Source organism: Pseudarthrobacter sp. L19 (assembly GCF_050859435.1).
GTDB lineage: Bacteria > Actinomycetota > Actinomycetes > Actinomycetales > Micrococcaceae > Arthrobacter.
In genome coordinates this window covers 2,272,969-2,297,074 of record NZ_CP193935.1, presented here as the reverse complement: position 1 = coordinate 2,297,074, position 24,106 = coordinate 2,272,969, and the positions used below count along the sequence as shown (strand labels likewise).

At 69.1% G+C, this 24,106-nt stretch carries 23 protein-coding genes and 4 pseudogenes; 11 read left to right on the top strand and 16 right to left on the bottom strand.

Features of this window, described 5'->3' with window-relative positions; translation table 11 throughout:
* Positions 1 to 58 precede the first annotated feature (58 nt).
* Positions 59 to 934 (bottom strand): general stress protein, encoded by an 876-nt coding sequence (locus ACRQ5B_RS10955; protein WP_432393822.1) that lies wholly within the window; start codon positions 932 to 934, stop codon positions 59 to 61.
* 77 nt (positions 935 to 1,011) lie between these two features.
* On the opposite strand from ACRQ5B_RS10955, the gene ACRQ5B_RS10950 reads away from it, so the two are divergent.
* The 3 genes from ACRQ5B_RS10950 (at position 1,012) to ACRQ5B_RS10940 (ending at position 4,148) form a co-directional block, all read left to right on the top strand.
* Complete coding sequence (locus ACRQ5B_RS10950) at positions 1,012 to 2,295, top strand: magnesium transporter MgtE N-terminal domain-containing protein (RefSeq protein WP_432393820.1); 1,284 nt, start codon at positions 1,012 to 1,014, stop codon at positions 2,293 to 2,295.
* Between the two features lie 66 nt (positions 2,296 to 2,361).
* On the top strand, positions 2,362 to 2,991 hold the full coding sequence (locus tag ACRQ5B_RS10945) for a DUF1003 domain-containing protein (protein ID WP_432398746.1): 630 nt from the start codon (positions 2,362 to 2,364) through the stop codon (positions 2,989 to 2,991).
* 14 nt (positions 2,992 to 3,005) lie between these two features.
* Positions 3,006 to 4,148, top strand: coding sequence for an Mrp/NBP35 family ATP-binding protein (locus ACRQ5B_RS10940; RefSeq protein ID WP_432398745.1), 1,143 nt, complete (start codon positions 3,006 to 3,008; stop codon positions 4,146 to 4,148).
* Positions 4,149 to 4,654: 506 nt separating this feature from the next.
* On the opposite strand, the gene ACRQ5B_RS10935 is transcribed toward ACRQ5B_RS10940, so the two are convergent.
* The 3 genes from ACRQ5B_RS10935 to sigE all read right to left on the bottom strand — a co-directional run bounded on the left by ACRQ5B_RS10935 (position 4,655) and on the right by sigE (position 6,908).
* Positions 4,655 to 5,032, bottom strand: coding sequence for a twin-arginine translocase TatA/TatE family subunit (locus tag ACRQ5B_RS10935; protein ID WP_290255766.1), 378 nt, complete (start codon positions 5,030 to 5,032; stop codon positions 4,655 to 4,657).
* A gap of 90 nt (positions 5,033 to 5,122) precedes the next feature.
* Positions 5,123 to 6,190, bottom strand: coding sequence for a hypothetical protein (locus tag ACRQ5B_RS10930; RefSeq protein ID WP_432393817.1), 1,068 nt, complete (start codon positions 6,188 to 6,190; stop codon positions 5,123 to 5,125).
* 88 nt (positions 6,191 to 6,278) lie between these two features.
* The gene (sigE, locus tag ACRQ5B_RS10925; RefSeq protein WP_412883577.1) at positions 6,279 to 6,908 is read right to left on the bottom strand and encodes an RNA polymerase sigma factor SigE; all 630 of its coding nucleotides are present in this window, start codon (positions 6,906 to 6,908) and stop codon (positions 6,279 to 6,281) included.
* Positions 6,909 to 7,149: 241 nt separating this feature from the next.
* Here sigE and ACRQ5B_RS10920 point away from each other — a divergent pair.
* Positions 7,150 to 7,781 (top strand): annotated as a pseudogene (locus ACRQ5B_RS10920) (O-methyltransferase).
* Positions 7,782 to 7,864: 83 nt separating this feature from the next.
* Here the strand turns inward: ACRQ5B_RS10920 and ACRQ5B_RS10915 are convergent.
* The 4 genes from ACRQ5B_RS10915 to ACRQ5B_RS10900 form a co-directional block, all read right to left on the bottom strand.
* Entirely contained in the window at positions 7,865 to 8,032 is a 168-nt protein-coding gene (locus tag ACRQ5B_RS10915) for a DUF3117 domain-containing protein (RefSeq protein WP_290255770.1), read from the bottom strand.
* 190 nt (positions 8,033 to 8,222) lie between these two features.
* Positions 8,223 to 9,476, bottom strand: coding sequence for a hypothetical protein (locus ACRQ5B_RS10910; protein ID WP_432398744.1), 1,254 nt, complete (start codon positions 9,474 to 9,476; stop codon positions 8,223 to 8,225).
* A 74-nt stretch (positions 9,477 to 9,550) separates the two neighbouring features.
* Positions 9,551 to 9,952, bottom strand: coding sequence for a DivIVA domain-containing protein (locus tag ACRQ5B_RS10905; RefSeq protein WP_432393814.1), 402 nt, complete (start codon positions 9,950 to 9,952; stop codon positions 9,551 to 9,553).
* 65 nt (positions 9,953 to 10,017) lie between these two features.
* Positions 10,018 to 10,746 carry a TIGR00730 family Rossman fold protein gene (locus ACRQ5B_RS10900; protein WP_432398743.1) on the bottom strand — a complete coding sequence of 243 codons (729 nt, stop codon included), beginning with the start codon at positions 10,744 to 10,746 and terminating at the stop codon, positions 10,018 to 10,020.
* Between the two features lie 311 nt (positions 10,747 to 11,057).
* Here ACRQ5B_RS10900 and ACRQ5B_RS10895 point away from each other — a divergent pair, with 311 nt between their 5' ends.
* The 4 genes from ACRQ5B_RS10895 (at position 11,058) to ACRQ5B_RS10880 (ending at position 14,333) form a co-directional block, all read left to right on the top strand.
* Positions 11,058 to 11,813 carry an amino acid ABC transporter ATP-binding protein gene (locus tag ACRQ5B_RS10895; protein WP_290255773.1) on the top strand — a complete coding sequence of 252 codons (756 nt, stop codon included), beginning with the start codon at positions 11,058 to 11,060 and terminating at the stop codon, positions 11,811 to 11,813.
* Between the two features lie 213 nt (positions 11,814 to 12,026).
* Entirely contained in the window at positions 12,027 to 12,776 is a 750-nt protein-coding gene (locus ACRQ5B_RS10890) for a glutamate ABC transporter substrate-binding protein (RefSeq protein WP_432398742.1), read from the top strand.
* Positions 12,777 to 12,837: 61 nt separating this feature from the next.
* Complete coding sequence (locus ACRQ5B_RS10885) at positions 12,838 to 13,485, top strand: amino acid ABC transporter permease (RefSeq protein ID WP_432393812.1); 648 nt, start codon at positions 12,838 to 12,840, stop codon at positions 13,483 to 13,485.
* Entirely contained in the window at positions 13,482 to 14,333 is an 852-nt protein-coding gene (locus ACRQ5B_RS10880) for an amino acid ABC transporter permease (protein WP_432393810.1), read from the top strand. Before ACRQ5B_RS10885 ends, ACRQ5B_RS10880 begins: the two co-directional genes overlap by 4 nt.
* Before the next feature lie 109 nt (positions 14,334 to 14,442).
* On the opposite strand, the pseudogene dapE reads toward ACRQ5B_RS10880, so the two are convergent.
* Positions 14,443 to 15,578, bottom strand: a pseudogene (gene dapE / locus ACRQ5B_RS10875) (succinyl-diaminopimelate desuccinylase).
* A gap of 71 nt (positions 15,579 to 15,649) precedes the next feature.
* On the opposite strand from dapE, the gene dapD reads away from it, so the two are divergent.
* Both dapD and ACRQ5B_RS10865 read left to right on the top strand, forming a co-directional pair.
* Positions 15,650 to 16,660: a 2,3,4,5-tetrahydropyridine-2,6-dicarboxylate N-succinyltransferase gene (gene dapD, locus ACRQ5B_RS10870; protein WP_432393808.1), complete on the top strand. Its 1,011-nt coding sequence runs from the start codon at positions 15,650 to 15,652 to the stop codon at positions 16,658 to 16,660.
* A gap of 65 nt (positions 16,661 to 16,725) precedes the next feature.
* Positions 16,726 to 17,574: a hypothetical protein gene (locus ACRQ5B_RS10865; RefSeq protein WP_432393806.1), complete on the top strand. Its 849-nt coding sequence runs from the start codon at positions 16,726 to 16,728 to the stop codon at positions 17,572 to 17,574.
* A 51-nt stretch (positions 17,575 to 17,625) separates the two neighbouring features.
* Here the strand turns inward: ACRQ5B_RS10865 and ACRQ5B_RS10860 are convergent.
* The 6 genes and pseudogenes from ACRQ5B_RS10860 to fdxA all read right to left on the bottom strand — a co-directional run bounded on the left by ACRQ5B_RS10860 (position 17,626) and on the right by fdxA (position 22,154).
* Positions 17,626 to 18,236 (bottom strand): annotated as a pseudogene (locus ACRQ5B_RS10860) (hypothetical protein).
* Positions 18,237 to 18,344: 108 nt separating this feature from the next.
* Entirely contained in the window at positions 18,345 to 18,701 is a 357-nt protein-coding gene (locus ACRQ5B_RS10855) for a TetR family transcriptional regulator C-terminal domain-containing protein (protein ID WP_432393804.1), read from the bottom strand.
* Between the two features lie 164 nt (positions 18,702 to 18,865).
* Positions 18,866 to 18,976 (bottom strand): annotated as a pseudogene (locus ACRQ5B_RS10850) (TetR family transcriptional regulator); the annotation flags it as partial.
* Positions 18,977 to 19,152: 176 nt separating this feature from the next.
* Positions 19,153 to 20,436, bottom strand: coding sequence for a citrate synthase (locus tag ACRQ5B_RS10845; protein ID WP_432393802.1), 1,284 nt, complete (start codon positions 20,434 to 20,436; stop codon positions 19,153 to 19,155).
* A 230-nt stretch (positions 20,437 to 20,666) separates the two neighbouring features.
* Positions 20,667 to 21,815 carry a succinyldiaminopimelate transaminase gene (gene dapC / locus ACRQ5B_RS10840; RefSeq protein ID WP_432393800.1) on the bottom strand — a complete coding sequence of 383 codons (1,149 nt, stop codon included), beginning with the start codon at positions 21,813 to 21,815 and terminating at the stop codon, positions 20,667 to 20,669.
* Between the two features lie 12 nt (positions 21,816 to 21,827).
* Positions 21,828 to 22,154, bottom strand: coding sequence for a ferredoxin (gene fdxA, locus ACRQ5B_RS10835; RefSeq protein ID WP_290255783.1), 327 nt, complete (start codon positions 22,152 to 22,154; stop codon positions 21,828 to 21,830).
* Between the two features lie 171 nt (positions 22,155 to 22,325).
* Here fdxA and ACRQ5B_RS10830 point away from each other — a divergent pair, with 171 nt between their 5' ends.
* Positions 22,326 to 22,622, top strand: a complete 297-nt coding sequence (locus ACRQ5B_RS10830; RefSeq protein ID WP_432393798.1) for a hypothetical protein — start codon at positions 22,326 to 22,328, stop codon at positions 22,620 to 22,622.
* Here the strand turns inward: ACRQ5B_RS10830 and ACRQ5B_RS10825 are convergent.
* Positions 22,619 to 23,953, bottom strand: a complete 1,335-nt coding sequence (locus tag ACRQ5B_RS10825) for an MFS transporter (RefSeq protein ID WP_432393797.1) — start codon at positions 23,951 to 23,953, stop codon at positions 22,619 to 22,621. The two genes, ACRQ5B_RS10830 and ACRQ5B_RS10825, sit on opposite strands and share 4 nt — an antisense overlap.
* Positions 23,954 to 24,106: the final 153 nt, after the last annotated feature.

Genomic DNA, 24,106 nt, shown 5'->3' with positions numbered 1-24,106 from the left:
CAACGAGAGAGGACCCCCGGCGCAGCGCCGGGGGTCCTCTTTTGTCTCGTGGGTTCAGCTACTGCTGAGGCTGGCCGCCCTCGGGCTGCTGGCCATCCTGCTTCGGCGCATCGCCGACGCGGATGCCGTACTGCGGGCGTCCGTCCGGCAAGTCCGGGTAACGGACGGCGGAGGGGCGGGCGGGCTGCTGGTTCTGCTCGCTGGCCGGGGCAACGTACTGGCCCTGCTGGGGTCCGGACTGCTGCTGGCCGGGCTGCTGGCCGGCTTCCGGGGAGCGCTGGCCGTAGGGGTCGGTCCAGCCGGCCGGACGCTGCGGGCCCTCCGGCTGGCCCTGCTGGCCACCGTACTGGGGACCGTTCTGCTGGTGGCCGCCCCAGGGCTGCTGGCCCTGCTGCGGGGTGTGCTGCTGGTAGCCAGCCGCGTCGGAGCGGTTCATCGGCAGCTGCTGGAGCAGGCGGCGCGCCTCGTGGGACGCCTCGAAGGCCACCACCACGTCGTAGTTGGTGGCCACCACCTGGCTGGTGGAGGTGAAGTCACGCTTGCCGCGCTGCATGGCGTAGGTGACGATGCCGAACAGCATGAAGAAGGCGGCGCCCATCAGCACGGAGGTCATGATGGAGAAGTAGCCGTCCGAGGTGGAGAAGAAGGAGAGCATGACGCCGACGAACAGGCCGAACCACATGCCGCTGAGCGCGCCGGAGAGCGCAACCCGGGGGTAGGTCAGCCGCCCGGTGACCCGCTCCACCATCTTCAGCTCGTTGCCCACGATCGAGACCAGCTGCACGGGGAACTGCTGGTCCGCGAGGTAGTCCACGGCCTTCTGGGCGTCCAGGTAGGAACTGTAGGAACCGACCGTGTCACCCTTGGGGACGGCGCGGGCATCGTCCGCCCCGCCCGGAACGTTGGCCTTCGGACCACCAAAAATGTTTGACATAGGCCCATTCTCACCCATCGAGCTGGTGGCTGCCTGCAAATTCAGCTAAAAGAGAGCAGACTCGGTAGCCTGTAGGAGTGAGCACCACACTTTCGCGGGTATTTGTCGCGCGCCTCCTCGGACTGGACGTCTTCGACCCCCTGGGCGACCGTCTGGGCCGGTTGCGCGATGTCGTCGTGCTCTCCCGCGGCAACCGCAGCGCACCCCACGTGGTGGGCATCGTCGTCGAGGTCCCGGGCAAAAAGCGAGTCTTCGTGCCGATGACCCGCATCACCTCGATCGACCAGACCCAAGTGATCTGCACCGGGCTGGTAAACCTGCGCCGCTTCGAACAGCGCGGCGCCGAAACCCTGGTGGTCGCCGAGATGTTCGACCGCCGCGTCACCCTGGCCGACGGCAGCGGCGACGCCACCATCGAGGACATCGCGATGGACCGCCACCGCTCCGGCGACTGGTTCGTCAGCAAGCTCTTCGTCCGCCGCGGCCACTCGCTCTCGCCGCTGAGCCGGCTGCGCCGCAACGAGACCCTCATCATCGACTGGGCCGACGCCCAGCAGGGCGCCCGCACCGAACCGCAGGCCGCCACCCAGTTCGTCGCCACCCACGAGGACCTCAAGCCGGCCGACTTCGCCGAGGCCCTGCAGGAGATGAGCGACAAGCGCCGCTTCGAGGTGGCCAGCGAGCTCCAGGACGAACGCCTCGCCGACGTGCTCCAGGAGATGCCCGAGGGTGACCAGGTGGAGATCCTGTCCGCCCTCGACGTCGAACGCGCCGCCGACGTACTGGAAGAGATGGACCCGGACGACGCCGCCGACCTCCTCGCCGAGCTCCCCTCCGCCCAGGCCGAGGAACTCCTGCAGCTGATGGAGCCGGAGGGCGCCGAGGACGTCCGGCGCCTGCTCGAGTACGACGAGGACACCGCCGGCGGCCTGATGACCCCGGTCCCGGTGATCCTCCCGCCCGAGGCGACCGTGGCCGAGGCCCTTGCGCACGTCCGGCGCGAGGAGCTCTCCCCCGCCCTGGCGTCGTCGATCTTCATCGCCCGTCCGCCGCTGGAGACCCCCACCGGGCGGTTCCTCGGCGTCGTCCACATCCAGCAGCTGCTGCGCTACCCTCCGCCGGAACCCCTGGGCAACCTGGTGGACAAGAATCTGGAGCCCGTCTCCGACCAGGCGCACATCAGCGAGGTGGCCCGCACCCTGGCCACCTACAACCTCAACTCGCTTCCCGTGGTCAACGACGACGGCCGGCTTGTCGGGGCGGTGACTGTTGACGACGTGCTTGATCATCTGTTGCCCGACGACTGGCGCGCCCACGAGGATGACGCCCCGATAAGGAAGCTTGGAGGCCGCATTGGCTGAACTCAGCACCCCCGGAACTCCAACGTCCGTCCCGGCACCCGCTCCGCCGGCACCCTCGACACCCCGCTGAGCGGCCGGCAACGCATCCTTCCGAAGCTCTCGCCGAACCCGGACGCCTTCGGCCACGCCACCGAGGGCTTCGCCCGCTTCATGGGAACGCCGCAGTTCCTGGTCTACATGACCGTGTTCTGTGTCTTCTGGCTGGCCTGGAACACCTGGGCACCCACCGACTGGCAGTTCGACTCCAAGGACCTCGGCTTCACGCTGCTCACCCTGATGCTCTCGCTTCAGGCCTCCTACGCCGCTCCCCTGCTGCTGCTGGCCCAAAACCGCCAGGATGACCGGGACCGCGTCTCGCTGCAGCAGGACCGGCAGCGCGCCGAGCGGAACCTCTCGGACACCGAATACCTGACCCGGGAACTGGCGTCCCTCCGCATCGCGCTGCGCGAGGTCGCCACCCGCGACTACGTACGCGCCGAACTGCGCAGCCTGCTGGAGGACATGCTGGAGGCGCAGGAGGAGCTCCGCAACCAGGAAGAGCCCGGCGCCGGTCCGGACAACCCGCGGGACAAGGTCAAGGAACACCTCCGGGAACGCCGGGACAAGCAGCGCGGTCCGCGCACCCAGCAGATCCCCCGCGTCCGCGCCGACGGCGGCGCCGAGACCCAGGGCCGCCGCTCCGTCCCCGAAAGCTGACATCCGTGAACACCCTGCAGGATCACTCCGGCGCGCCCGGACTGGAACCGGCGGTCCGCGCCGCGCTGGCCACCGTCATTGACCCGGAGCTGCGACGCCCCATCACCGAACTCGGGATGGTCGACGCGGTGGAGATCGACGACGGCGGCCGGGTGAAGATCAGCGTGCTGCTGACCATCGCCGGCTGCCCGCTGCGCGGCACCATCACCGCCGACTGCGAGGCGGCGCTGGCCGCCGTCCCGGGCGTCACCGCCGTCGACGTCGAACTGAAGGTGATGACGCAGGACCAGCGGGACGCGCTCAAGGAGATGCTCCGCGGTCCGGGCGGTGCCCGCGGCATCCCGTTCAACCAGCCCGGCTCCCTCACCAAGGTCTACGCCGTGGCCAGCGGCAAGGGCGGGGTGGGCAAGTCCTCCGTCACGGTCAACCTCGCCTCCGCGCTGGCCGCGAAAGGCCTGCGGGTCGGGATCGTCGACGCCGACGTGCACGGCTTCTCCGTGCCGGCGCTGATGGGCATCACCGCCGCCCCCACCCGGGTGGACGACATGATCCTGCCGCCGGTGGCGCACGGCGTGAAGGTCATCTCCATCGGCATGTTCGTCGCCGGGAACCAGCCGGTGGCGTGGCGCGGGCCCATGCTGCACCGGGCGCTGGAGCAGTTCCTGACAGACGTCTACTTCGGGGACCTCGACGTGTTGTTCCTGGACCTGCCGCCGGGCACCGGGGACATCGCCATCTCGGTGGCGCAGCTGCTGCCCGGTGCGGAGCTCCTGGTGGTCACCACCCCGCAGGCCGCGGCCGCGGACGTCGCCGAACGTGCCGGCACCATCGCCGCGCAGACCGGGCAGACGGTGGCGGGCGTCGTGGAGAACATGTCCTACCTGCAGCTGCCCGACGGCGGCCGGATGGAGCTGTTCGGCAGCGGCGGCGGCAAGGTCCTCACCGAGCGGCTCTCCGCCACGGTCGGCGCCGACGTGCCGCTCCTGGGCCAGATTCCGCTGGAGATCCTGCTGCGCGAGGGCGGCGACGCCGGCACCCCGCTGGTGCTCGCGCACCCGGAAACCCCGGCCGCGGCGGCACTGGAAGCCATCGCTGGCCGGCTCGCCTCCGCCCCGCGGAATCTCGCCGGCCGCCCGCTGGGACTCCAGCCCCGCTGACGGGCTTCCTCATCAGCTCCGGGGCCTTCACCGCCACTCTTGCGGCAAGCCACGTCGAAATGCCCGGCCTCCAGCCGCAGGTTGAAGCAGGGTCTCGATTGCTGTCGATTATGCTGGTGCGATGTCACCCCAGAGGCTCGGCATCTTTCTTATGTGCGTAGGTGCACTCGATGCACCCATCGGGGCCATGCTGGCTATCCAGGTCTCGGCGGAGCGGCTGGGCGCTTCGCCATACATCATCATTCTTTGTGGCCTCGTCCTGATGCTTGCCGGATACTACACAGGGAAGCGAAAGGCATAAGCCAAAGGATGTCGATCCGCAGAGGATAGACCGGAAGGCTTCCTGACGATTCGCTTTTGGTCTGTCTTTAGTCCGCCCGGTCATGGGACGGTTTACGGACGGTCGTCACAGGCAGGGGGCTGAGTGCCTGGGTGGAGTATCGCTGGGACCAGACCGTTGGCTATGGGGCCCGTCATCCGCGTTGACGACCCGCGTGTTCGCTGCCCTAGGTGGCTTCGGTGTCGAAGGGGGCCGGCACGCCCTCGGGCAGCCGTTCCACCACCCGGGCGGGCTTCCGCTCCTCCGCGGCAGCCACGGCCGCAGGAGCACCGGCGCTGACCGGCTTGGTGTCATCCTCCAGCAGGGCCTCGCGGATGATCCGGCGGGGGTCGTACTGGCGGGGATCGTACTTCTTCCAGTCCACATCGTCGATGTCGATGCCGACTTCTTCCTTGATCTGTTCCCGCGCGCCGGACGCCATCCGCCGGACTTCCTTGACGATGTTCGCCAGTTTCTGGGTGTATTCGGGGAGCCGGCTGGGACCGATCACCAGGAGGCCGATGATCAGCAGCAGAATGAACTCCGGGCCGTTGATTCCAAACACTCTAGGAAGATTACCCTCTCGTCCCGGGAGCCGACGATTCGGCGCCGGAACGTCCCCCGGCACTCCGTGTGCCGGCGAAAATGCGGGCGCTCATCGGGCCAGCAGCTCGACGACGCGCTGCAGGCCTCGGCCCAGCCGGGTCTGCAGGGACTCCGCTGCCGGGGCACCGGCGGCGTCGGCCCCGGGGCCTGCGGTGGCGGGCTGGGCGGACTGCAGCGCCGCGGCGACGCCGTCGTCCGTCCCGGCCGGCGGAGCCTCGGCGACCACGGTGAAGGTCGCGCGTTCGGTCCGGTAGATGGCCCGGTAGGGCGGCTGGCGGTTGACCCAGAGGACACCGGGTGTCCCGTGCCCTGAAGCCTCGGGAGTCGCTGGGTGCAGAGTGACGGGCACGAAGCCGTCGGCCGGGGCCGGGTGGCCGGTGAGGACGTTGACGGGCACGCCGCCCCCAGTGCCAGAGGGAGTGCCGGCAGAATCCGGGTGTTGTTCCAGCACCGTGGCGAAGGACTGCCCGTCGGTCAGGCGCAGCTCCAGGACGTCCTTTCCGTCCGCGGCGCCCGCACGCGCCCAGGCGAGGTGGTAGCCGAGGTCACGGAACTCGGGGCAGGCCCAGCCGCGGGTCTGCAGCGCGGAGAGTTGCTCGGCGCTGAGGGATTCGGCCGGCGCGATGTCCGGTTCCCCGCTCAACCGCCAGCCGGAGACGGATGCCATTTGGGCGGAAACGAAGCGGCCCGTGCCGGGCGGGGTGAGCGAATCGGTGAAGGCGGGGGCACCGGCGGCAGCCCCGGTTTCCTCACCGAGGACGTACGCGGTCCCCGCTGTCAGGCAGGTGGCAGCGGCCACGCCTCCGGTCACGGCGGCGGCCAGCCGGATCCGCGCGTTGCGGGCCGGCGGGGAAGGCACGGTCGGGGCGGCACGCGTTTCAGCTTCAGGGCGCGCGGTTTCGGGCTGTGCGGTACCCGTGCGCGTGGCTCCGGGCTGTTGCGCCATCTCACTGGTCCGTGCCAGCAGCCGGGCGGTCAGGTCGCCGCTGGCCTCCGGGACGGTGGCGTTGCGGAGCCGCTGCAGGTATTGCCTCTCGTGGGCCTGGCGCCGCCGGCAGCCGGCACAACGCTGCAGGTGCCGTTGCAGGCGGCGCTCGGCGGCCGCACTGGGAAGCACCCCGGCGGTCCGATGACGCCGGGCCTGCCGGGCGAGGAACTTACACGCCAGGCCCCCCAGGAGAACTCTCAGCTGTGCCATTGTCCCGTCAGAGCAAACCGGCGATGCGCGGCATCTTCAGGCGGGGCTTCAGGGCGGCCTTGGGCTGAGGACGGGGGTCGCGGTGCGCAAGCTTCTCGCGCAGCAGGGTCCGGCCGCGGTGGATGCGGGAGCGGACAGTGCCGAGCTTGACGTCCAGGGCGGCGGCGACCTCGTCGTAGGAGAGGCCCTCCAGGTCGCAGAGGACGACGGCGGCCCGGAAGTCCGGCGGCAGCTCCTCGAGGGCGGCCTGCACGTCCAGGTCCAGGTTGTTCAGCTCGAAGCTCTGCTCCGGGCCCGGTTCCCGGCCGGGGATCCGGGATTCGGCATCCTCGGCCAGCGCGTCGAAGCGGATCCGGCTCTTGCGGCGTGCCTGGTCCAGGAAGAGGTTGGTGGTGATGCGGTGCAGCCAGCCGTCGAGGGTGCCGGGCTTGAAGTTCTCCAGCGACCGGAAGACGCGGACGAAGACCTCCTGCGTGAGGTCCTCGGCGTCGTACTTGTTGCCCGTCAGCCGGTAGGCGAGGCGGTAGACCTTGGCGGAGTGGTTCGTAACCACTTCCTCCCACGTCGGCCGGACCCATTCGGCCTCGGCGGCGGGCTGGGCGTGATCACTGACTGGGACATTTGCCAGAACCGACATTGTCCACTCCCCTCGCAGATGGTGTTTACGTCTCCGTGGCGCCTGCTCCTGCAGGCTCCTGCACCACTGGTTCGACGCCGATCACCGTGGGGATGAGCGGATAGCCATCATTTCAAAAATTTCTGGGAAATTCCTGACCCGCCCGGGGACTTCCGCCATCGGCGGAATGCCGCGCCGGTTCGCGGGTCCGGACCCAGTACGCTGGAGGGAACACTCCCCTCCTGCCCGGAAAGCGATACCCATGAGCGCCGATAAGTCCACAAGCTGGTCCTACGCAGAAGATCTGCCTGCCGAGGACGAGGTCTTGCTGCACGCGCGTGAGCGGTCGTTCCAACTGGGTGTGACGCCGGTAGGTCCGGGAGTGGGCGCCGTGCTGACTGTGCTGGCCGCCGCGTCCAAGGCCCAGACCGCCGTCGAGATCGGCACCGGGGCCGGCGTCTCCGGTGTCTGCATCCTCCGCGGCCTGGGCCCGCAGGCGGTCCTGACCACCATCGACGTCGACGTCGAACACCTGCGCGCGGCGCGGGAATCCTTCCAGGAGGCCGGGAACCCGGCCAACCGCACCCGCACCATCTCCGGACGCGCCGGCGACGTGCTCCCCGGCTGACCGACAGCGCGTACGACCTGGTTTTCATCGACGCGGACAAGCCGAACTACCCCCGCTACGTGGAGCAGGCCATCCGGCTGCTCAAGCGCGGCGGCCTGCTGATCGTCAATGACGCCCTCGACCAGGACCGGGTGGCCAACCCCGCGGCCCGGGAGGCCACCACCGTGGTACTGCGCCAGATCGGCAAGGCCATCCGCGACGACGAACGGCTGGCGTCGGCCATGTTGCCCACCGGCGACGGACTCCTGGTGGCTGTCAAGAAGTAGTCCCCGACAAACGCAGAGGGGACCGGCTGCCTCGCGGCAACCGGTCCCTTTCTTCTTGTCCTGCCAGCCGTGCCGGCCGCGCCCTATTCGGTGACGCCGACCAGGCATTCCCTGAGGTTCGAGGCCTCAGCGGCGTTAAGTTCGACCACCAGCCGGCCCCCGCCCTCCAGCGGGACCCGCATGATCAGGCTGCGACCCTCTTTGGTCACTTCCATCGGTCCGTCGCCGGTGCGCGGTTTCATAGCAGCCATGCGGAATATCCCCTCCAAATTGTCCCGTGACTTTCCAGCCCGGCCGGGCTGTGTCCGCTTGGTCCTTTAAGCTGCCCGCCGGCCGCGAGCGGACGCCGGGGTTTGACACTCAATTTTCCTTAGCTTGGGCACCATTATCCCGTAATTACCTGAGCGTAGCTAATCGATGGAGATTATTCGGCGCGGCAGATCAGGGCGGATAGTCCCCGCCGCCGGGCAGTTGGGCCCAGGCCCAGAGCCACACAACCCACACCAGCTGGAGCAGCAAAAACATGACAACAACGGCGCCGCGGTAGGCCCGGGAGCGGGAAATCCAGGCCGCGCTGAGGGCCAGCGGGAAGAGCGGCAGGAGCATCCGGAAGGTGCTGCTTTGAGGGTGCAGGAACACCAGCAGGTACCCCACGTAACAAACGCACCAGAGGCGCAATTCGGTCCCCAGCCGTACCGCGGGCTTGGACATCATCAGGAGCGCAAACAGGGCCACGAACACAAACGGGGCCAGCAGCCCCAGGACGGGACCGAACAACTGGACACCGGTATCGAACCACGGCTTGAAGGGCACCAGGTCGTGGCCCCGCCATACCGTCTCGGTCCGCGTGTAGGCCTGGATGTCCCCGGTGACCGCCCATGCGATCGCGGGCCAGAGCAGGGCACCGACGCCCGCGACGGCGGTCAGGGCAGCCAGCGTCCAGAGCCCGGCGGGCGTATCGTCCGCGGAACCGCCGGCGGGCGCCTGGCCGGACAGGCGGCGGCCGCGCCCGACGCTGACGCGGCCGTACAGGCGGTACAGGAACAGCAGCCCGAGCATCGCTGCGAACGGGACGCCGGTGGGCCGGGACAGGTCCATCAGCAGCACCACCGGCATGGCCCACAGGTACCGCCGCTCCAGCACCAGCAACAGCGCCGCCCCCAGCAGGAGCAGGTTCAGCGACTCGGCGTAGGGCACCTGGAGGATGGGAGCCACGGGGAACGTCGCCACGAACACGGAACCCCACAGCGCGGTGCAGTGACCGGCCTTGAACCGGAACAGCCGGTAGACCACCAGGGCAGCACCCAGTCCCGCTAACGAGGCGATCAGGGTGAGCGAGGTTGCCGGGGCCAGGCCGGTCAGGCCGCTAAGCACCCGGCCCAGCAGCGGGAAGAGCGGGTAAAACGCCCAGGCGTTCTCTTTGACGTTGCCGGCCGCGTCCACCGGGAGTTCGGACGGATAGCCGTTCCGCAGCGCCTCGCCGTACCAGCGGGCATCCCAGATGTTGATGAAGTTCCAGTAATCGGGCTTCGGAGGGAACCAGGGGTTGACGCCCTGCTGCAGGGCGGCACCGGCGAAGATGCACGCGCTGACCAGACGGGCGGCAACGTACAGCGCCGAGATCTGAAGCCACCACGGCCACAGGGCGGCGCGGACGCCCACGGCGGTAATCAACCGCCACAGGGCGCCGTTCACGCCCTCCGGCGCGGCCGGGCCGGAGGAATGGACCTCGACGGCGGGGCCCGCCTCGCGGACGGGGCGCGGCTCGTTCACGGTGCCGGATGCGTGGCCGGTGCCGGGTGCGTGGCCGGGGCGGGATGTGGGGCCGTGGCGGAACGCGCGGAGTGGCCCGGGTCCGCGGCGGGCGCCGTCGCGGTCTCCCCGCCGGCCCGGGACCTCAGGTCCTCCAGTTCCCGGTCCTTGCGGGTGATCTGCGCCTTCAGCTCGTCCAGGACCTGGTCCACCTGGTCCATCCGGTAGCCGCGGACTCCCACGGCGAACCGGATCCGGTCGATATCCGCCGTCGTCGCGTCCTCGGGCAGCAGGACGGGCGGCAGCGACGCCACGGGCTCATCGAAGCCGTCGTCGAACGCACGGCCCACCCCGCGGCCGCGGCGAAACAGCCGCGGTACCAGGTCCGTAACGAGGAAAATGGCGACGGCTGCCAGCACGACCGCCAGGAAGACGAGGAAAAACTCACAGCTCCATGGTGCCAGAGAAGCCGGTGCGCGGCCGGTCAGGCGTTCGGCGCGGTCTCCCCGCCGGGCGCCGCGCCGGGGTTGTTGCCGCTGGGGTTGTGGTGCCGGGCAGCCCCCTCGACGATGAGTTCGACGGCGAGCGCCGGATCGTCGACCACCTGAACGAGGTCCAGGTCCTGCTCGGCCACCATGCCCTCGGCGACCAGCGTGGTCTGGATCCACTCGAGCATCGGGCTCCAGAACGCGGTGCCGATCAGCACGATCGGGAAGGACGTCACCTTGCCGGTCTGCACCAGGACCATGGCCTCGAACAGCTCGTCCAGGGTCCCCAGGCCGCCCGGCAGCACGATGAAGCCCTGTGCGTACTTGACGAACATGGTCTTGCGGGCGAAGAAGTAGCGGAAGTTGATACCCAGGTCCACCCACTGGTTCAGGCCCTGCTCGAATGGCAGCTCGATGCCCAGGCCCACGGAGACTCCGTTGCCCTGGACGGCGCCCTTGTTCGCGGCTTCCATGGATCCGGGGCCGCCGCCGGTGATCACGGCGAGTCCGGCCTCGGCCAGCTTCCGGCCCACCTCGACGCCGAGTTCGTAGTTCAGGCTGCCGGGCTGGGTCCGGGCGGAGCCGAAGACGCTGACCGCCGGGCCCAGGTCCGCCAGCGCGCCGAAGCCTTCGACGAATTCGCTCTGGATCCGCAGCACCCGCCAGGGATCCGTGTGCACGAACTGCCCGGGGCCCTTGGTGTCCAGCAGCGTCTGGTCGGACATCGTGACCTTCGCCGCCCGACGCCGCAGTTCCAAGGGGCCCTTGTGCCGGATGCCGTTGGCCGGCGGGTTCTCCCGCCGCCCGGCTCCCCCGTTACCGCCGGCGGCGCTGCCGCCGGGGGACGCGGGCGGCTCGGGCACGGGCTGCGGTTCGCTTTTCATGCCCCAAGGCTAGCCCCCGAGGCGGCACCGGATGTCCCAGGCCCGCCGGGCGCGCCCCGGGGTGCCAGGTGACGGGTATCTCTTGTGTCACGATGTGGACGAACTGGGAGTGATTGGCGTCATAAGGGGCTAATCTTCGCTAGATTCTTTCTATGACTACTCAAGTACCCGGCGATGCCCTCGTCTCCCTGAAGGCCGTGAATAAGCACTACGGCCAGTTGCATGTCCTCAAGGACATCAATCTGAACGTCCGCAAGGGAGAGGTCGTTGTTGTCATCGGCCCCTCGGGCTCGGGCAAGTCAACGCTGTGCCGCACCATCAACCGGCTGGAAACGATCGACGACGGCGTCATCACCATCGACGGCAAGGAACTTCCCGCAGAGGGCAAGGGCCTGGCCAAGCTGCGGGCCGACGTCGGCATGGTGTTCCAGTCCTTCAACCTGTTCGCCCACAAGACGATCCTGGAGAACGTCACGCTGGGTCCGATCAAGGTCAAGGGTGCCTCCAAGGCCGAGGCCGAAAAGGACGCCATGGCGCTGCTGGAGCGCGTCGGCGTCGGCCAGCAGGCGCCGAAGCTGCCCGCACAGCTCTCCGGCGGCCAGCAGCAGCGCGTGGCAATTGCGCGGGCCCTGGCGATGAAGCCCAAGGTCATGCTGTTTGACGAGCCCACGTCCGCGCTGGACCCCGAGATGATCAACGAGGTCCTCGACGTCATGGTCCAGCTCGCCAAGGAAGGCATGACCATGATCGTGGTTACCCACGAGATGGGCTTCGCCCGCAAGGCCGCGGACCGGGTGGTCTTCATGGCCGACGGCCAGATCGTCGAAGACGAGACGCCCGAGGAGTTCTTCACGAACCCGAAGAGCAGCCGCGCCAAGGACTTCCTCTCCAAGCTCCTGACCCACTAAGCACACCGCATCTCTCTCGGCCGCCGCCAGGCGGCCGTCCAATGAAAGGTATCCGATGAAGAAATTCTTTAACGGGAAGAAGCCCCTGTTCGTCGCGGCCACCGCGGCTCTGGCTCTCTCCCCAGCGCCTGCGGCGGCTCCGGCAGCACCGGCGGCGCTGCTCCGGCCGGCGGCGGGGACCAGGCACCGTACAAGGTTGCCGACAACGTCTCGCTGACCGGCAGCCCGACCTACGACGCGATCAAGTCCAGCGGCAAGATCCGCATCGGTGTCAAGCAGGACCAGCCCGGCCTCGGCTTCAAGGATGCAGCCACCGGCGAGTACTCCGGCTTCGACATCGAGATCGCCAAGTGGGTTGCCGCGTCCCTGGGCATGAGCAAGGACAAGATCGAGTTCAAGCCGATCCCGTCCGCCAACCGTGAGTCCGCCATCACCAACGGCGACATCGACTACTACGTCGGCACCTACTCCATCACGGACAAGCGCAAGCAGCTGATCGACTTCGCCGGACCGTACTTCGTCACCGGCCAGGGCATCCTGGTCAAGAAGGACAACTCCAGCATCAACAGCGAGAAGGACCTCTCCGGCAAGAACGTTTGCTCGGCCACCGGTTCCACCCCGATCCAGAACATCAAGGCCAACTTCCCGGGCACCAAGACCACCGAGTTCGACACCTACTCGCAGTGTGTTGAGGCCCTCAAGAGCGGCCAGGTTGACGCTGTCACCACCGACCAGGCCATCCTGCTCGGCTACGCCGCCCAGGAGCCGGACAGCCTGAAGGTTGTCGGCCAGCCGTTCACCACCGAGAAGTACGGTGTCGGCCTGAAGAAGGGCGACACCGCCCTGCGCCAGTTCATCAACAAGACCTTCACCGACGGCGGTTCCGTCTGGCAGAAGATCTACGACCAGACGCTCGGCCAGTCCGGCACGAAGGTCCAGCAGCCCGCAGTAGAGAACTACTAAAACCTGCGTTGAGGGGCGGCCTCCGGGCCGCCCCTCTTCCACTGTCGAAAGCGACGATTCTGTGAATACGCTGCTGAATAACTCGGACCTCTTCATTACGGGGTTCCGAAACACGCTCATCCTCTTTTTCTTCTCGGCGATCTTCGCCCTGATCCTCGGCACCGTCGTCGCCGCCCTGCGGGTGTCCCCCGTCCCCGCCATGCGTGCGACCGCGACGCTCTACGTCAACGTGGTGCGCAATACCCCGCTGACCCTGGTGCTGTTCTTCTTCGCTTTGGATTACCCGAAGCTGGGCCTGGTGCCGATCGACTTCACCACCGCCGCGATCATCGGCCTGAGCCTCTACACCGCCACCTACGTGGCCGAGGCTGTCCGCTCCGGTATCAACACCGTGCCGGTGGGCCAGGCCGAAGCCGCCCGCGCCATCGGCCTGCCGTTCACGCAGACCCTCACTCTGGTGATCCTGCCGCAGGCGTTCCGCGCCGTGATCCCGCCGATGTTCAGCGTCTTCATCGCCCTGCTCAAGAACACCACGGTGGCCGCGGGCTTCTCGGTCTTCGAGGCCGGCGCCATCCGCGCCAACCTCTCCGAGCGCGGCGAACCGGCCCTGACCGGCCTGCTCTGGGTGGCCCTGGTGTTCATCATCCTTGTCTTCATCCTTTCCGCCCTGCAGCGAAAGCTTGAACAGAAGTGGAAGGTTGCCCGATGAGTTCCGTCCTCTTTGACGCCCCCGGCCCCAAGTCCCGCGCCCGCTACCGGATCCTCGGCGTCGTCACCGCCCTGGTGATCCTGCTGATCATCGGCTTCGTCCTGCTCCGGTTCGCCGAAAGCGGCCAGTTCGAGGCGAAGAAGTGGCAGCTGTTCACCTTCCCGCTGGTGCAGCAGACCATCGCCCAGTCCGTCGGCGCCACGCTGTCGGCCTTCGGCACCGCGGCGGTCCTGAGCCTGATCCTCGGCATCCTGCTGGCCTTCGGCCGGCTCTCGGACCGCCGCTGGATCAGCGCCCCGTGCTACGGCTTCACGGAGCTGTTCCGTGCCGTCCCGCTGCTGATCCTGATGATGATCTTCTACTACGGCCTCCCCACCGTCGGCGTCCAGGGCATCACGCCCTTCACCGCCGTCGTGGCCGGCCTGGTGCTGTACAACGGCTCGGTCCTGGCCGAGGTGTTCCGCGCCGGCATCGAGTCGCTGCCGCGCGGCCAGAGCGAGGCCGGCTACGCGATCGGACTGCCCAAGAGCAAGGTCATGACCAGCATCCTGCTCCCGCAGGCGGTCCGGTCCATGCTGCCGGTCATCATCTCCCAGCTGGTAGTCATCCTGAAGGACACCGCCCTCGGGTTCATCGTGACCTACAACGAGATCCTGTTCCAGGCGAAGTACTTCGGCAGCCAGATCCAGTACGGCTCCCCGATCATCCCGGCCGCCATGGTGGCTGCCGTGCTGTACGTGGGCATGTGCCTGATCCTGGCCGCGATCGCCAAGTGGCTGGAACGCCGGCTCTCCCGCAAGCCGGGTGTGGCGGTGGCCCCGGCGGCCAGCGTCCCCGCCGACGCCTAGCCACACCAGCAACGCAGCTTCAACGCAGAACGGCCCGGAACCCCAGGTTCCGGGCCGTTCTGCGTTCCGGGCCGTTCTGTGTTTCGGGCGTGTGAGGGCCTGTGCTGCCCTACTCGGCGCCGGGCAGACCCAGCCAGGACCGCAGCGCGCGCAGGCACTCGCGGATGGCCGCGGCGTCGACGTGTTCGTTGTCCTTGTGCGCCAGCAGCGCATCCCCCGGGCCGAAGTTCACGGCGGGGACGCCCAGTTCGCTGAAGCGGGCGACGTCGGTCCAGCCGTACTTGGGCTTCGGCTCGGCCCCGACGGCGGCCACGAAGGACGCGGCGGCCGGGTGGTTCAGGCCCGGCCGGGCACCGGCGGCGCCGTCGGTGCGGACCAGGTCGAAGCCGGCCAGCAGCTCGCGCACGTGCGCCTCGGCCTGCGCCATCGTCTTGTCGGGAGCGAAACGGTAATTGATCTCCACCACGCAGCGGTCGGGAATGACGTTGCCGGCCGTCCCGCCGTGGACGCGTACGGCGTTCAGGCTCTCCCGGTAGTCCAGGCCGTCGACGGCGACCGTCTTCGGCTCGTACGCCGCCAGCCGTTCCAGGATGGGTGCCGCGGCGTGGATGGCGTTGCTGCCCATCCAGGCCCGCGCGGAGTGAGCCGCCTCGCCGACGGTGGTGGCCTCGAAGCGGATGGTGCCGTTGCAGCCGCCCTCGACGGTCCCGTCCGTGGGTTCGAGCAGGATCGCGAAGTCGCCCTCGAGGAGGTCTCCGTGGTTGCGCACCAGCCGGCCCAGGCCGCTCTTGACGCCCTCGACCTCCTCGTGGTCGTAGAAGACGAAGGTGACGTCCTTGTCCGGTGCCGCGCCGCCGTCGAACATCCCGGCCGCCAGGGCCAGCTGCACGGCGACGCCGCTCTTCATGTCGGTGGCGCCGCGGCCGTAGAGGATGCCCTCCCCGGTGCGCCGGAGGCCCAGTAGGAGGGAACGGTGCCGAGGGAGCCCTCGGTGGTGGGCAGCGGCACCGTGTCCAGGTGCCCGGCCAGGATGACCCGCTCGGCCCGGCCCAGCGAGGTGCGGGCGACGATCGCGTCGCCGTCGCGGGTCAGCTCCAGCTGCGGGATGGCCCGGAGCGCGTGCTCGACGGCGTCCGCCAGCCGGCGCTCCTCCCCCGAAACGCTGAAGATGTCGATGATGTCTGCGGTCAGGAGGGCCACGTCCTGGTGCAGATCCAGGCGGGCGGGGGCGCTTTGCTCAGTCACCGTCCCACTGTAGCGTCCGCGCACCGTCACCGTTTTAGAAGACGGCGGGGCCCGTCGATAGACTTGGGCGCATGACTGACAACGCTTCCTCCGCCGCGCCCGCCGACTCCCGCTCCGCCTACGGTTTCGGGGTGGCCACCATCGCCACCCGCGACGGGGAAGCCACCGTGCTGGACGCCTGGTTCCCGGCCCCGGCGCTCGGAACCGCCGCGGAGAGCCTGCGGGACGTCGCCAACGCGGACCAGGCGCTGCAGGACATCGCGGCGGCGGGCGACGATGCCGACCGCGGCACCGAGCAGAAGGTCATCTTCGCCCAGATCAACCTGGATGAGGCCCCCGCGGACACCGCCGATGCGTACCTGCGCCTGCACCTGCTCTCGCACCGCCTGGTCAAGCCCAACAGCATCAACCTCGACGGCATCTTCGGCAAGCTGCCCAACGTCGTCTGGACCAACTTCGGCCCTGCCCCGGTGGAGGGCTTCGAAATGACCCGCGCCCGGCTCCGCCGCCGCGGCGCCGTCACCGTCTACGGCGTGGACAAGTTCCCCCGCATGGTGGACTACGTCCTCCCCTCCGGCGTCCGGATCGCCGACGCCGACCGGGTCCGCCTCGGCGCGCACCTGGCCGAGGGCACCACGGTCATGCACGAGGGCTTCGTGAACTTCAACGCCGGCACGCTCGGCACTTCCATGGTCGAGGGCCGGATCTCCGCCGGTGTCGTCGCTGGCAACGGCACCGACGTCGGCGGCGGCGCCTCGATCATGGGCACCCTCTCCGGCGGCGGCAAGGAACAGATCTCGCTCGGCGAGCGGGTCCTCCTCGGTGCCAACTCCGGCGTCGGGATCAGCATCGGCGACGACTCCGTGGTGGAGGCCGGCCTGTACGTCACCGCCGGTACCCGAGTCAGCGTGGTGGGCCCGAAGGACGCCGACGGCGAGGACACCACCCGGATCGTGAAGGCCGTGGAACTCTCCGGCGTCCCGAACCTGCTGTTCCGCCGCAACTCCACCAGCGGCCAGGTGGAAGTACTGCCGCGCAAGGGACAGACCGTGGAGCTCAACGAGGCTCTGCACGCCAACTAGGCACCGGCCGAGAGCCTGACGGCTCAGGATTCGACCGGCCCCGCGGGGCCCGAGGGAGTATTTACGTGGCACGCAGACGTGGCTGGCGCCGCAGGATCGTGCTGTTGCTGGTCCTGGCGATGGTGGGCGGCGCCGTATACACCGCCGTCGCCTTCCTGCAGCGCTCCGAGACACTGGTGACCGAGGGCTGCAAGGTCCCCGGCGCCGACGAGGACCTCGCCACCGACCAGGCCGGGTACGCCGCCCTGATCAGCGCGGTCGCGGTGCGACGCGGACTGCCCGCCCGCGCCGCCAGCATTGCCCTGGCCACCTCGCTGCAGGAATCCAAGCTCCGCAACATCGGCCACGGGGACGAGGCCGGACCGGACTCGCGCGGGCTCTTCCAGCAGCGGCCCTCGCAGGGCTGGGGCACCGAGGCCGAGGTGATGGACCCGTACCATGCCACCAATGCCTTCTACGATGCGCTGGTCAAGATTCCCGGCTACGAGTCGCTGCCCATCACCGCCGCCGCGCAGGAGGTCCAGCGTTCGGCCTACCCGGGCGCCTACGCCCAGCACGAACCAACGGCACGGGCCTTCGCCTCCGCCCTGACCGGGCAGTCGCCGCAGTCGCTGGACTGCACGCTGCGCGCCCCCGACGCCGCCGGTGACCCGGCTGCCGTGCAGCAGCGGCTGACGTCGGCATTCGGAGCGCTCGACGCCGGCACGGAGGGGCGCACGCTCACCGTACAGGCGCGGGACACCCGGGCGTGGGCCGTGGCCCAGTGGGCGGTGACGAACGCGAAGTCGCTGTCCATCACCGCGGTAGCCGTCGACGGCCAGACCTGGACCCGGTCCGACCATAAGGGCTGGCAGCCCGGGGACGCCCCGGCCGGCCAGGTCAGCATCACGGTCGCGGCGGAACCGGCCAAGTAGCCGGGACCGTCATGCCGCAAAGACCTGCTGGCGCAGAAGATGGGCGGGCGATCAGGCCAACAGTTCGATGACCGGCTGGACGTAGCTGCGGAACAACTCCGGGTCCGCGGCCAGCGCCGAGCTCATGATGATCTTGTCCGGCTCCAGGTACCAGGCCCGCGGCTCGGCCAGCGGCAGCTCAATGATGGTCAGCTCAAAGTCGCGGGCATCCCGGCCGGCCTCCAGCAGGCGGTCCTCCACCATATCGGCCAGGATCGAGGCGGCGCCGTTGGCATCCCGTTCAGCCTCGAGTGCGCGGTACTCCCCTGGCGCTCCCTGGCCCAGCTGAGCGCTGCGCCGAAGTGTGCCTGCAGCACGCGCCGCAGGGCCGGGGAGTTGCCGAAGGCACGGAAGCCGGGCGGCCCCAGCTCGGGCTCCATCTCCGGGTGCGCCTTGAGCAGCTGCGACCACCAGGCCTCCCACTCTGTCTTCAGCGCCGGCATCCCGCCCACCTCGTTGATCAGGTGGGAATGGTTCGACGGATGGATCTTGGGAACGACCGGGCAGAGGACCGGATGACCCACGGTCTCCAGGCCGGCCGCGTCCCGTACATACAGCGCGATCAGCATGGGACCCGAGGTGTCCATGGTGATCCGCCAGCCGGGCCCGCCTGTGTGGTGCATCCGATGTGCCTCCCTTGGCAAGACGTACTTTTTCAGTGTATTCCCGTTGGCCGCACAGGTTAATGGCGGGCACGGGTTAGTGGCGGTGCAGGTGATGGTCCCCGGCGGTCAGGCAGGGACCGGGTGCCGCCGGTCCAGGGTCGAAAGGTGCGCCTCAAGGACGTCGCGGCACACCTGTGCCGTCATCCATTCCGGCTGCAGCAACGCGTGCAGGACCAGCCCGTCGAGGGTTGCCAGGAGTCGCTCGGCCTCGGTGACAAGTTGTTGCTGGTCCGGCTCCGCCCCGTCTCCGGCGAGGCTAAGCACGAGGCGGCCGACGACGGCGGCCACCGCCCGGTGGCTGCGGTCCGCCTCCGGGACCAGGAAAGGGCGGGTGCGGGCGGCGGCCTTGAAGGCCATCCAGACGCAGGCGTCCACGGCCCGCTCCTCATCGAGCGGCAGCAGTTCCTCCAGCAGCGCCAGCACGGCGGTCCGGTGGCCGGGGGTGCCGGGGCTGCCGCGGCGAGGTGCTCCTCGGCGGCGAGCAGCCGGCCGGTGATGCTGTCAACGGCGACGCTGAAGGAGTGGATGAGCAGCTCGTCGCTGCTGGCGAAGTAGTGCCGCACGGAGCCGACGGCCAGGCCGGCCTCGTCGGCCACCTCACGCAGGGACGCCCGTTCCAGGCCGTCGGTGGCGATAATGCGGAACACCGCGTCGACAATTTCCTGGCGCCGCAAAACAGCGTCGACAAATTTGGGCATTGCTCCTTTTTAGCACGCATGTGCCCCGTCCGCGGCGAACCACGCCGTCCCACCCGTCACTCTCGTACCAGCTACGGGTGCTCCCGGCACGGAAAACGGCGGCGGCCGCGCCCCGGAAGGGTGCGCGGCCGCCGCCGTCAGGCTGTGCACAATGGTGCGGTGCCGTCGGATGGGTCCTAGACGGCCGGGTAGTTCCGTTCCGGCTCTCCCGTGTACAGCTGGCGCGGGCGGCCAATCTTAGTGTTCGGGTCGCTGATCATCTCGCGCCACTGGGCGATCCAGCCGGGGAGGCGGCCGATCGCGAAGAGCACGGTGAACATCTTCTCCGGGAAGCCCATGGCCTTGTAGATCAGGCCGGTGTAGAAGTCCACGTTCGGGTAGAGCTTGCGCTCGATGAAGTAGTCGTCCTGCAGCGCCTTCTCTTCGAGGCGCAGGGCGATCTCGAGCAGTTCGTCGTTGCCGCCGAGCTTGCTGAGGATCTCGTGGGCGGTGGCCTTGACGATCTTGGCGCGCGGGTCGTAGTTCTTGTAGACCCGGTGGCCGAAGCCCATCAGGCGGACGCCGTCTTCCTTGTTCTTAACCTTCTCCATGTAGTCCTCGGGCTTGATGCCGTCGGCCTGGATCTGGCGGAGCATCTTGAGGACGGCCTCGTTGGCGCCGCCGTGGGCGGGGCCGAAGAGGGCGTTGATGCCGGCGGAGACGGAAGCGAAGAGGTTGGCGTTGGAGGAGCCCACCAGGCGGACCGTGGAGGTGGAGCAGTTCTGCTCGTGGTCCGCGTGCAGGATGAGCAGCAGGTCCAGGGCCTTGGCGACGACCGGGTCCACCTCGTACTGCTCGGCGGGGAGGCCGAAGCTCAGGCGCAGGAAGTTCTCCACCAGGTTCATGGAGTTGTCCGGGTACAGCATCGGCTGGCCGATGGACTTCTTCAGCGCGTAGGCGGCGATGACCGGCATCTTGGCCAGCAGGCGGTAGGTGGAGACCTCGACGTGCTCGGCGTTGAACGGGTCCAGCGAGTCCTGGTAGAAGGTGGACAGCGCGGAGACGGCGGAGGACAGCACCGGCATCGGGTGCGCGTCGCGCGGGAAGCCACTGAAGAAGCCCTTGAGCTCCTCGTGCAGCAGGGTGTGGTGGCGGATCCGCTGGTCGAAGGCGTCCAGCTCGGCCGGCGTCGGCAGGTTGCCGTAGATCAGCAGGTAGGACACCTCGAGGAAGCTCGAGTGCTCGGCCAGCTGCTCGATCGGGTAGCCCCGGTAGCGCAGGATGCCGGCGTCGCCGTCAATGTAGGTGATGGCCGAGGTGGTGGCCGCGGTGTTCATGAAACCGGGGTCAAAGGCAACGGCGCCGGTCTGCTTCAGCAGCTTGGAAACGTCGTAGCCTTCGTTTCCTTCAACAACCTTGATGCGCGGGAGCTCAAGCTCGCCGCCTGCATGACGCAGGGTTGCGCTGGTGGTCTCAGTCATGGATTCTCCTCATGAGGCCCTGGGCCCCTGTTGAAAGCTTGATCCAACATCTGGTGAAGCCGCCCACGGAATCCGCATCTGCATGCCGGTTCCAACGGCCGCGCTGCCTTCTTGTGGAAAGCCACCATTGATCGTCAGTTAAAAAGTACCGGGAGTTCGCGGGTGGCACTAATCCGCGTGGCCTTCAAGGCGGCGAATCCGCGCTTTGTGTGCCCCGCGTCACAGCATCGTTACGGTCCCGTAGCCAGACGCTCCGCGGCGGCGGCGATCCGCTCGTCGCTGGCCGTCAGCGCCACCCGCACGAAGCCGTTGCCGGCGTCGCCGTAGAACACCCCTGGGCCGACGACGATCCCGCGGTCCGCCAGCCGCCCCACCGTGTCCCAGGTCGGCTCGCCCGCGGTGGCCCACAGGTAGAGGCCGGCGCGGGACTCGTGGATGGTGAGCCCGAAGGCCTCCAGGGCGGGAACGATCCGCTCGCGGCGGCCGCGGTACAGGTCCTTCTGCGCGGTGACGTGGGCGTCGTCGCCGAGCGCCACGCGCATGGCCTCCTGGACCGGGTAGGGCACAATCATCCCGGCGTGCTTGCGGCTGTTGACCAGGTTGGCCATCAGGGCCCCGTCGCCGGCGACGAAGGCGGCCCGGTAGCCGGCCAGGTTGGACTGCTTGCTCAGCGAGTAGACCGCCAGCAGCCCCTCGTGGGAGCCGCCTGCCACCCGCGGGTCGAGGATGCTGGGTACGGGTTCGCCGCCACGCTGGACGTCCCATTCGCCCCAGCCGAGTTCGGCGTAGCACTCGTCGGAGGCGACGACGGCGCCCAGCTCACGTGCCTGCGCCACGATCCGGCGCAGGGACTCGGCGTTGCGGACGCTGCCGGTGGGGTTGGCCGGAGAGTTGACCCAGACGAGCCGGACGCGCGAGCGCGTGCCGGCGTCGAGTTCATCGAGGTCGTCGGCGGCGACGTGCTCGGCGCCGGCGAAGGTGGCCCCGATGTCGTAGGTGGGGTACGCGACGGTGGGCCGGACAACGACGTCGCCGGGCTTGAGGCCTAGCAGGAACGGCAGCCAGGCCACCAGTTCCTTGGACCCGACGGTGGGCATGACGTTCTGCGGGTCGAGGCCGGGGACGCCGCGGCGGCGCTCGAACCAGGCGGCGATGGCCTCGCGGAGGGCGGGGGTGCCGTGCACGGTCGGGTAGCCGGGGGCGTTGGCCGCGGCCCGGAGGGCGTCCTGGACCAGGGCGGGCGTGTCATCCACCGGGGTGCCGATGGACAGGTTGGCCACTCCCCCGGGGTGCCCGGCGGCGCGGGCGCTGTAGGGCGCCATCGCCTCCCACGGGTAGTCGGGCAGGCTGAGGCCGAAGCTGCGCACCGCAGAAGTCACCGTGGATCCGTCCTAGTGGTCTTGGTTCTGCGGCGGCAGGGCGGCGATCATCGGGTGGTCGGTGTGGGTGTTGCCGATCTTGGCGGCGCCGCCCGGGGAACCCAGCACGTCGAAGAACTCGACGTTGGCCTTGTAGTAGTCCGCCCACTCTTCGGGGGTGTCGTCCTCGTAGTAGATCGCCTCGACGGGGCAAACCGGCTCGCAGGCACCGCAGTCCACGCACTCGTCCGGGTGGATGTACAGGGAACGCTCGCCCTCGTAGATGCAGTCGACGGGGCACTCCTCAATACATGCCTTGTCCTTAACATCTACACACGGCTGCGCGATTACGTACGTCACGACCCTGGCCTCTCCACGTTGGCTCCGGCTTCCGCCGGGCGTTCTGCCCCGGCCTGAGCGCCGGGCTGCTGACTTCCGAGCCTATTATCCCCCAGCCCGCTCCCGCCAACCTACCCGGCCGTCACAGACGCACGCGGCAGGCGGTCCGCCCCCGGGACCTAGGATGGTCCCGTGAGCGTTTCCCCTTCCCGGCCCCGTGACTTCCTGGCCTCCGCCGCGCCGGGCACCCGGGTGGTGGTCCGGTACCGGATCGACGGCGGCCTGACCGACGCGCTGGGCGAGCTGCTGGGCTGCGACGGTACCGAGTGCACGGTGCGCACGCGCCGGGAGGACACCGTGATCACGCTGGCGTCCGTGGTGGCGGCCAAGGCCGTGCCGCCGCCTCCGCCCCGCCGGGCGCCGCGGGTGAGGCCGAGCTCTATTGAGCCGGAGAAATCCCCGGACCCGGCCGGCCCGGAGGAAGCCTAGGACGCGGGTTCCTCGACGCTGTCCGGGAGCTTCCGCATGGACATCAGCGGCGAGAACAGCACCGGCGCCACGGAGAGCAGGCTCAGTGCGGCACCCAGCCACATGGCCGGCACCATCCCGATGGATTCGCCGAGGAAACCGCCGATCAGGGCCGCCACCGGCATGACGCCCCAGACGACGCAGCGGACGGAGGCGTTCATCCGGCCGAGCAGCCGCGGCGGGCAGACCCGCTGCCGCATGGTCAGCTGCATGATGTTGTAGACCAGCGCGCCGAAGGTGGTGCCGAACTCGGAGATGGTCAGCAGCACCAGGGCGTTGCCGGGTTCGGTCTGCAGGGCGGCCACCGGCACCAGCACCAGCGCCAGCGACCCCAGCAGTGCCCCCGCCGGGATGACCCGGCCCTCGCCGATCCGGCGGGCAAGCCACGGACCGGACACCGCGCCCAGCAGGCCGCCCGCGGCGCCGACGGACATGATGATGCCCATGCCCTGGGGGCCAAGCCCGAGCTGCCGGAGCACCAGCACCGGCAGCAGCGTGAACACCAGCATGCTGGCGAAGTTCATGCCGGCGGTGCAGAGCACCACGCGGCGGATTAGTTCGTGCCGCGCCACGAAGGAGAGGCCCTCGCGGATCTCGGTGCCCAGCGAACCGTGCTCCCTGGCCGGGCGGGGTTCCTCCCGGTCGCGGGTGCGGCTCAGGAACAGGGCGGAGAGCAGGTATCCCACGGACTGGCCGACGAAGAGCACCGGCGCCGTCACCACGGCCAGGAGCGCTCCGCCGGCGGCCGGGCCGCCGATCCGGGCGATCTGGGCCGTGGCCTCAAGTTTGGAGTTAGCCTCGCCCACGTGGCGGGCGGGCACCAGCAGCGGGACGAAGCTCTGGTAGGAGACGTCGAAGAACACGGTGGCGACGCCGACGACGGCGGAGATGACATAGAGGTGCCAGACCTGCAACGCACCGGCCCACCAGAGTAGGGGCACGGCGCTGATCGCGACCACCCGGACCAGGTCCGCGAGGATCATGGTGCGGCGCTTGAGCCAGCGGTCCACCCAGGCGCCGGCGGGCAGTCCGACCAGCAGGAAAGCGGCGAGTCCGGCGGCATTGAGGATGCCCACCTCGAACTCGGTGGCGCGCAGCAGGGTCACGGCCAGGACGGGGAACGCGAGCTGCCCGAGCTGGGCGCCGAGCTGGGAGAGGGACTGGGCGGTCCAGAAGACTCCGAAGTTGGCGTCCCGCCAGAGCGAGGCCTCCCGGGCAGTGTCCTCCGGGGCCTCAGCGTCCCCGCCGACGTCGGAATCCGCGGCGTAGTCGGCGGGTTTCTGGGCTGTCACCGGGTCAGCTTTGCAGTAGAGGTGACAGCTGTCAATCACTTCGCGGCGCGGCGGGGCGGCGGTGTGCCGCACCGGCGCAGGCAGGACCGGGAGGGCCGAGTTGATCGGCGCTGCCGCCGGGCGGCGGTTGGACCGCCTGCCCCGACGGCAGTT

Coding starts and splice junctions, on each gene's coding strand:
- ACRQ5B_RS10845 (WP_432393802.1), bottom strand. CDS start 20,436: ATGACTGAGACCACCAGCGCAACCCTGCGTCATGCAGGCGGCGAGCTT.
- sigE (WP_412883577.1), bottom strand. CDS start 6,908: ATGTCGGTTCTGGCAAATGTCCCAGTCAGTGATCACGCCCAGCCCGCC.
- ACRQ5B_RS10895 (WP_290255773.1), top strand. CDS start 11,058: ATGACTACTCAAGTACCCGGCGATGCCCTCGTCTCCCTGAAGGCCGTG.
- ACRQ5B_RS10880 (WP_432393810.1), top strand. CDS start 13,482: ATGAGTTCCGTCCTCTTTGACGCCCCCGGCCCCAAGTCCCGCGCCCGC.
- ACRQ5B_RS10915 (WP_290255770.1), bottom strand. CDS start 8,032: ATGGCTGCTATGAAACCGCGCACCGGCGACGGACCGATGGAAGTGACC.
- ACRQ5B_RS10955 (WP_432393822.1), bottom strand. CDS start 934: ATGTCAAACATTTTTGGTGGTCCGAAGGCCAACGTTCCGGGCGGGGCG.
- dapD (WP_432393808.1), top strand. CDS start 15,650: ATGACTGACAACGCTTCCTCCGCCGCGCCCGCCGACTCCCGCTCCGCC.
- ACRQ5B_RS10900 (WP_432398743.1), bottom strand. CDS start 10,746: ATGTCCGACCAGACGCTGCTGGACACCAAGGGCCCCGGGCAGTTCGTG.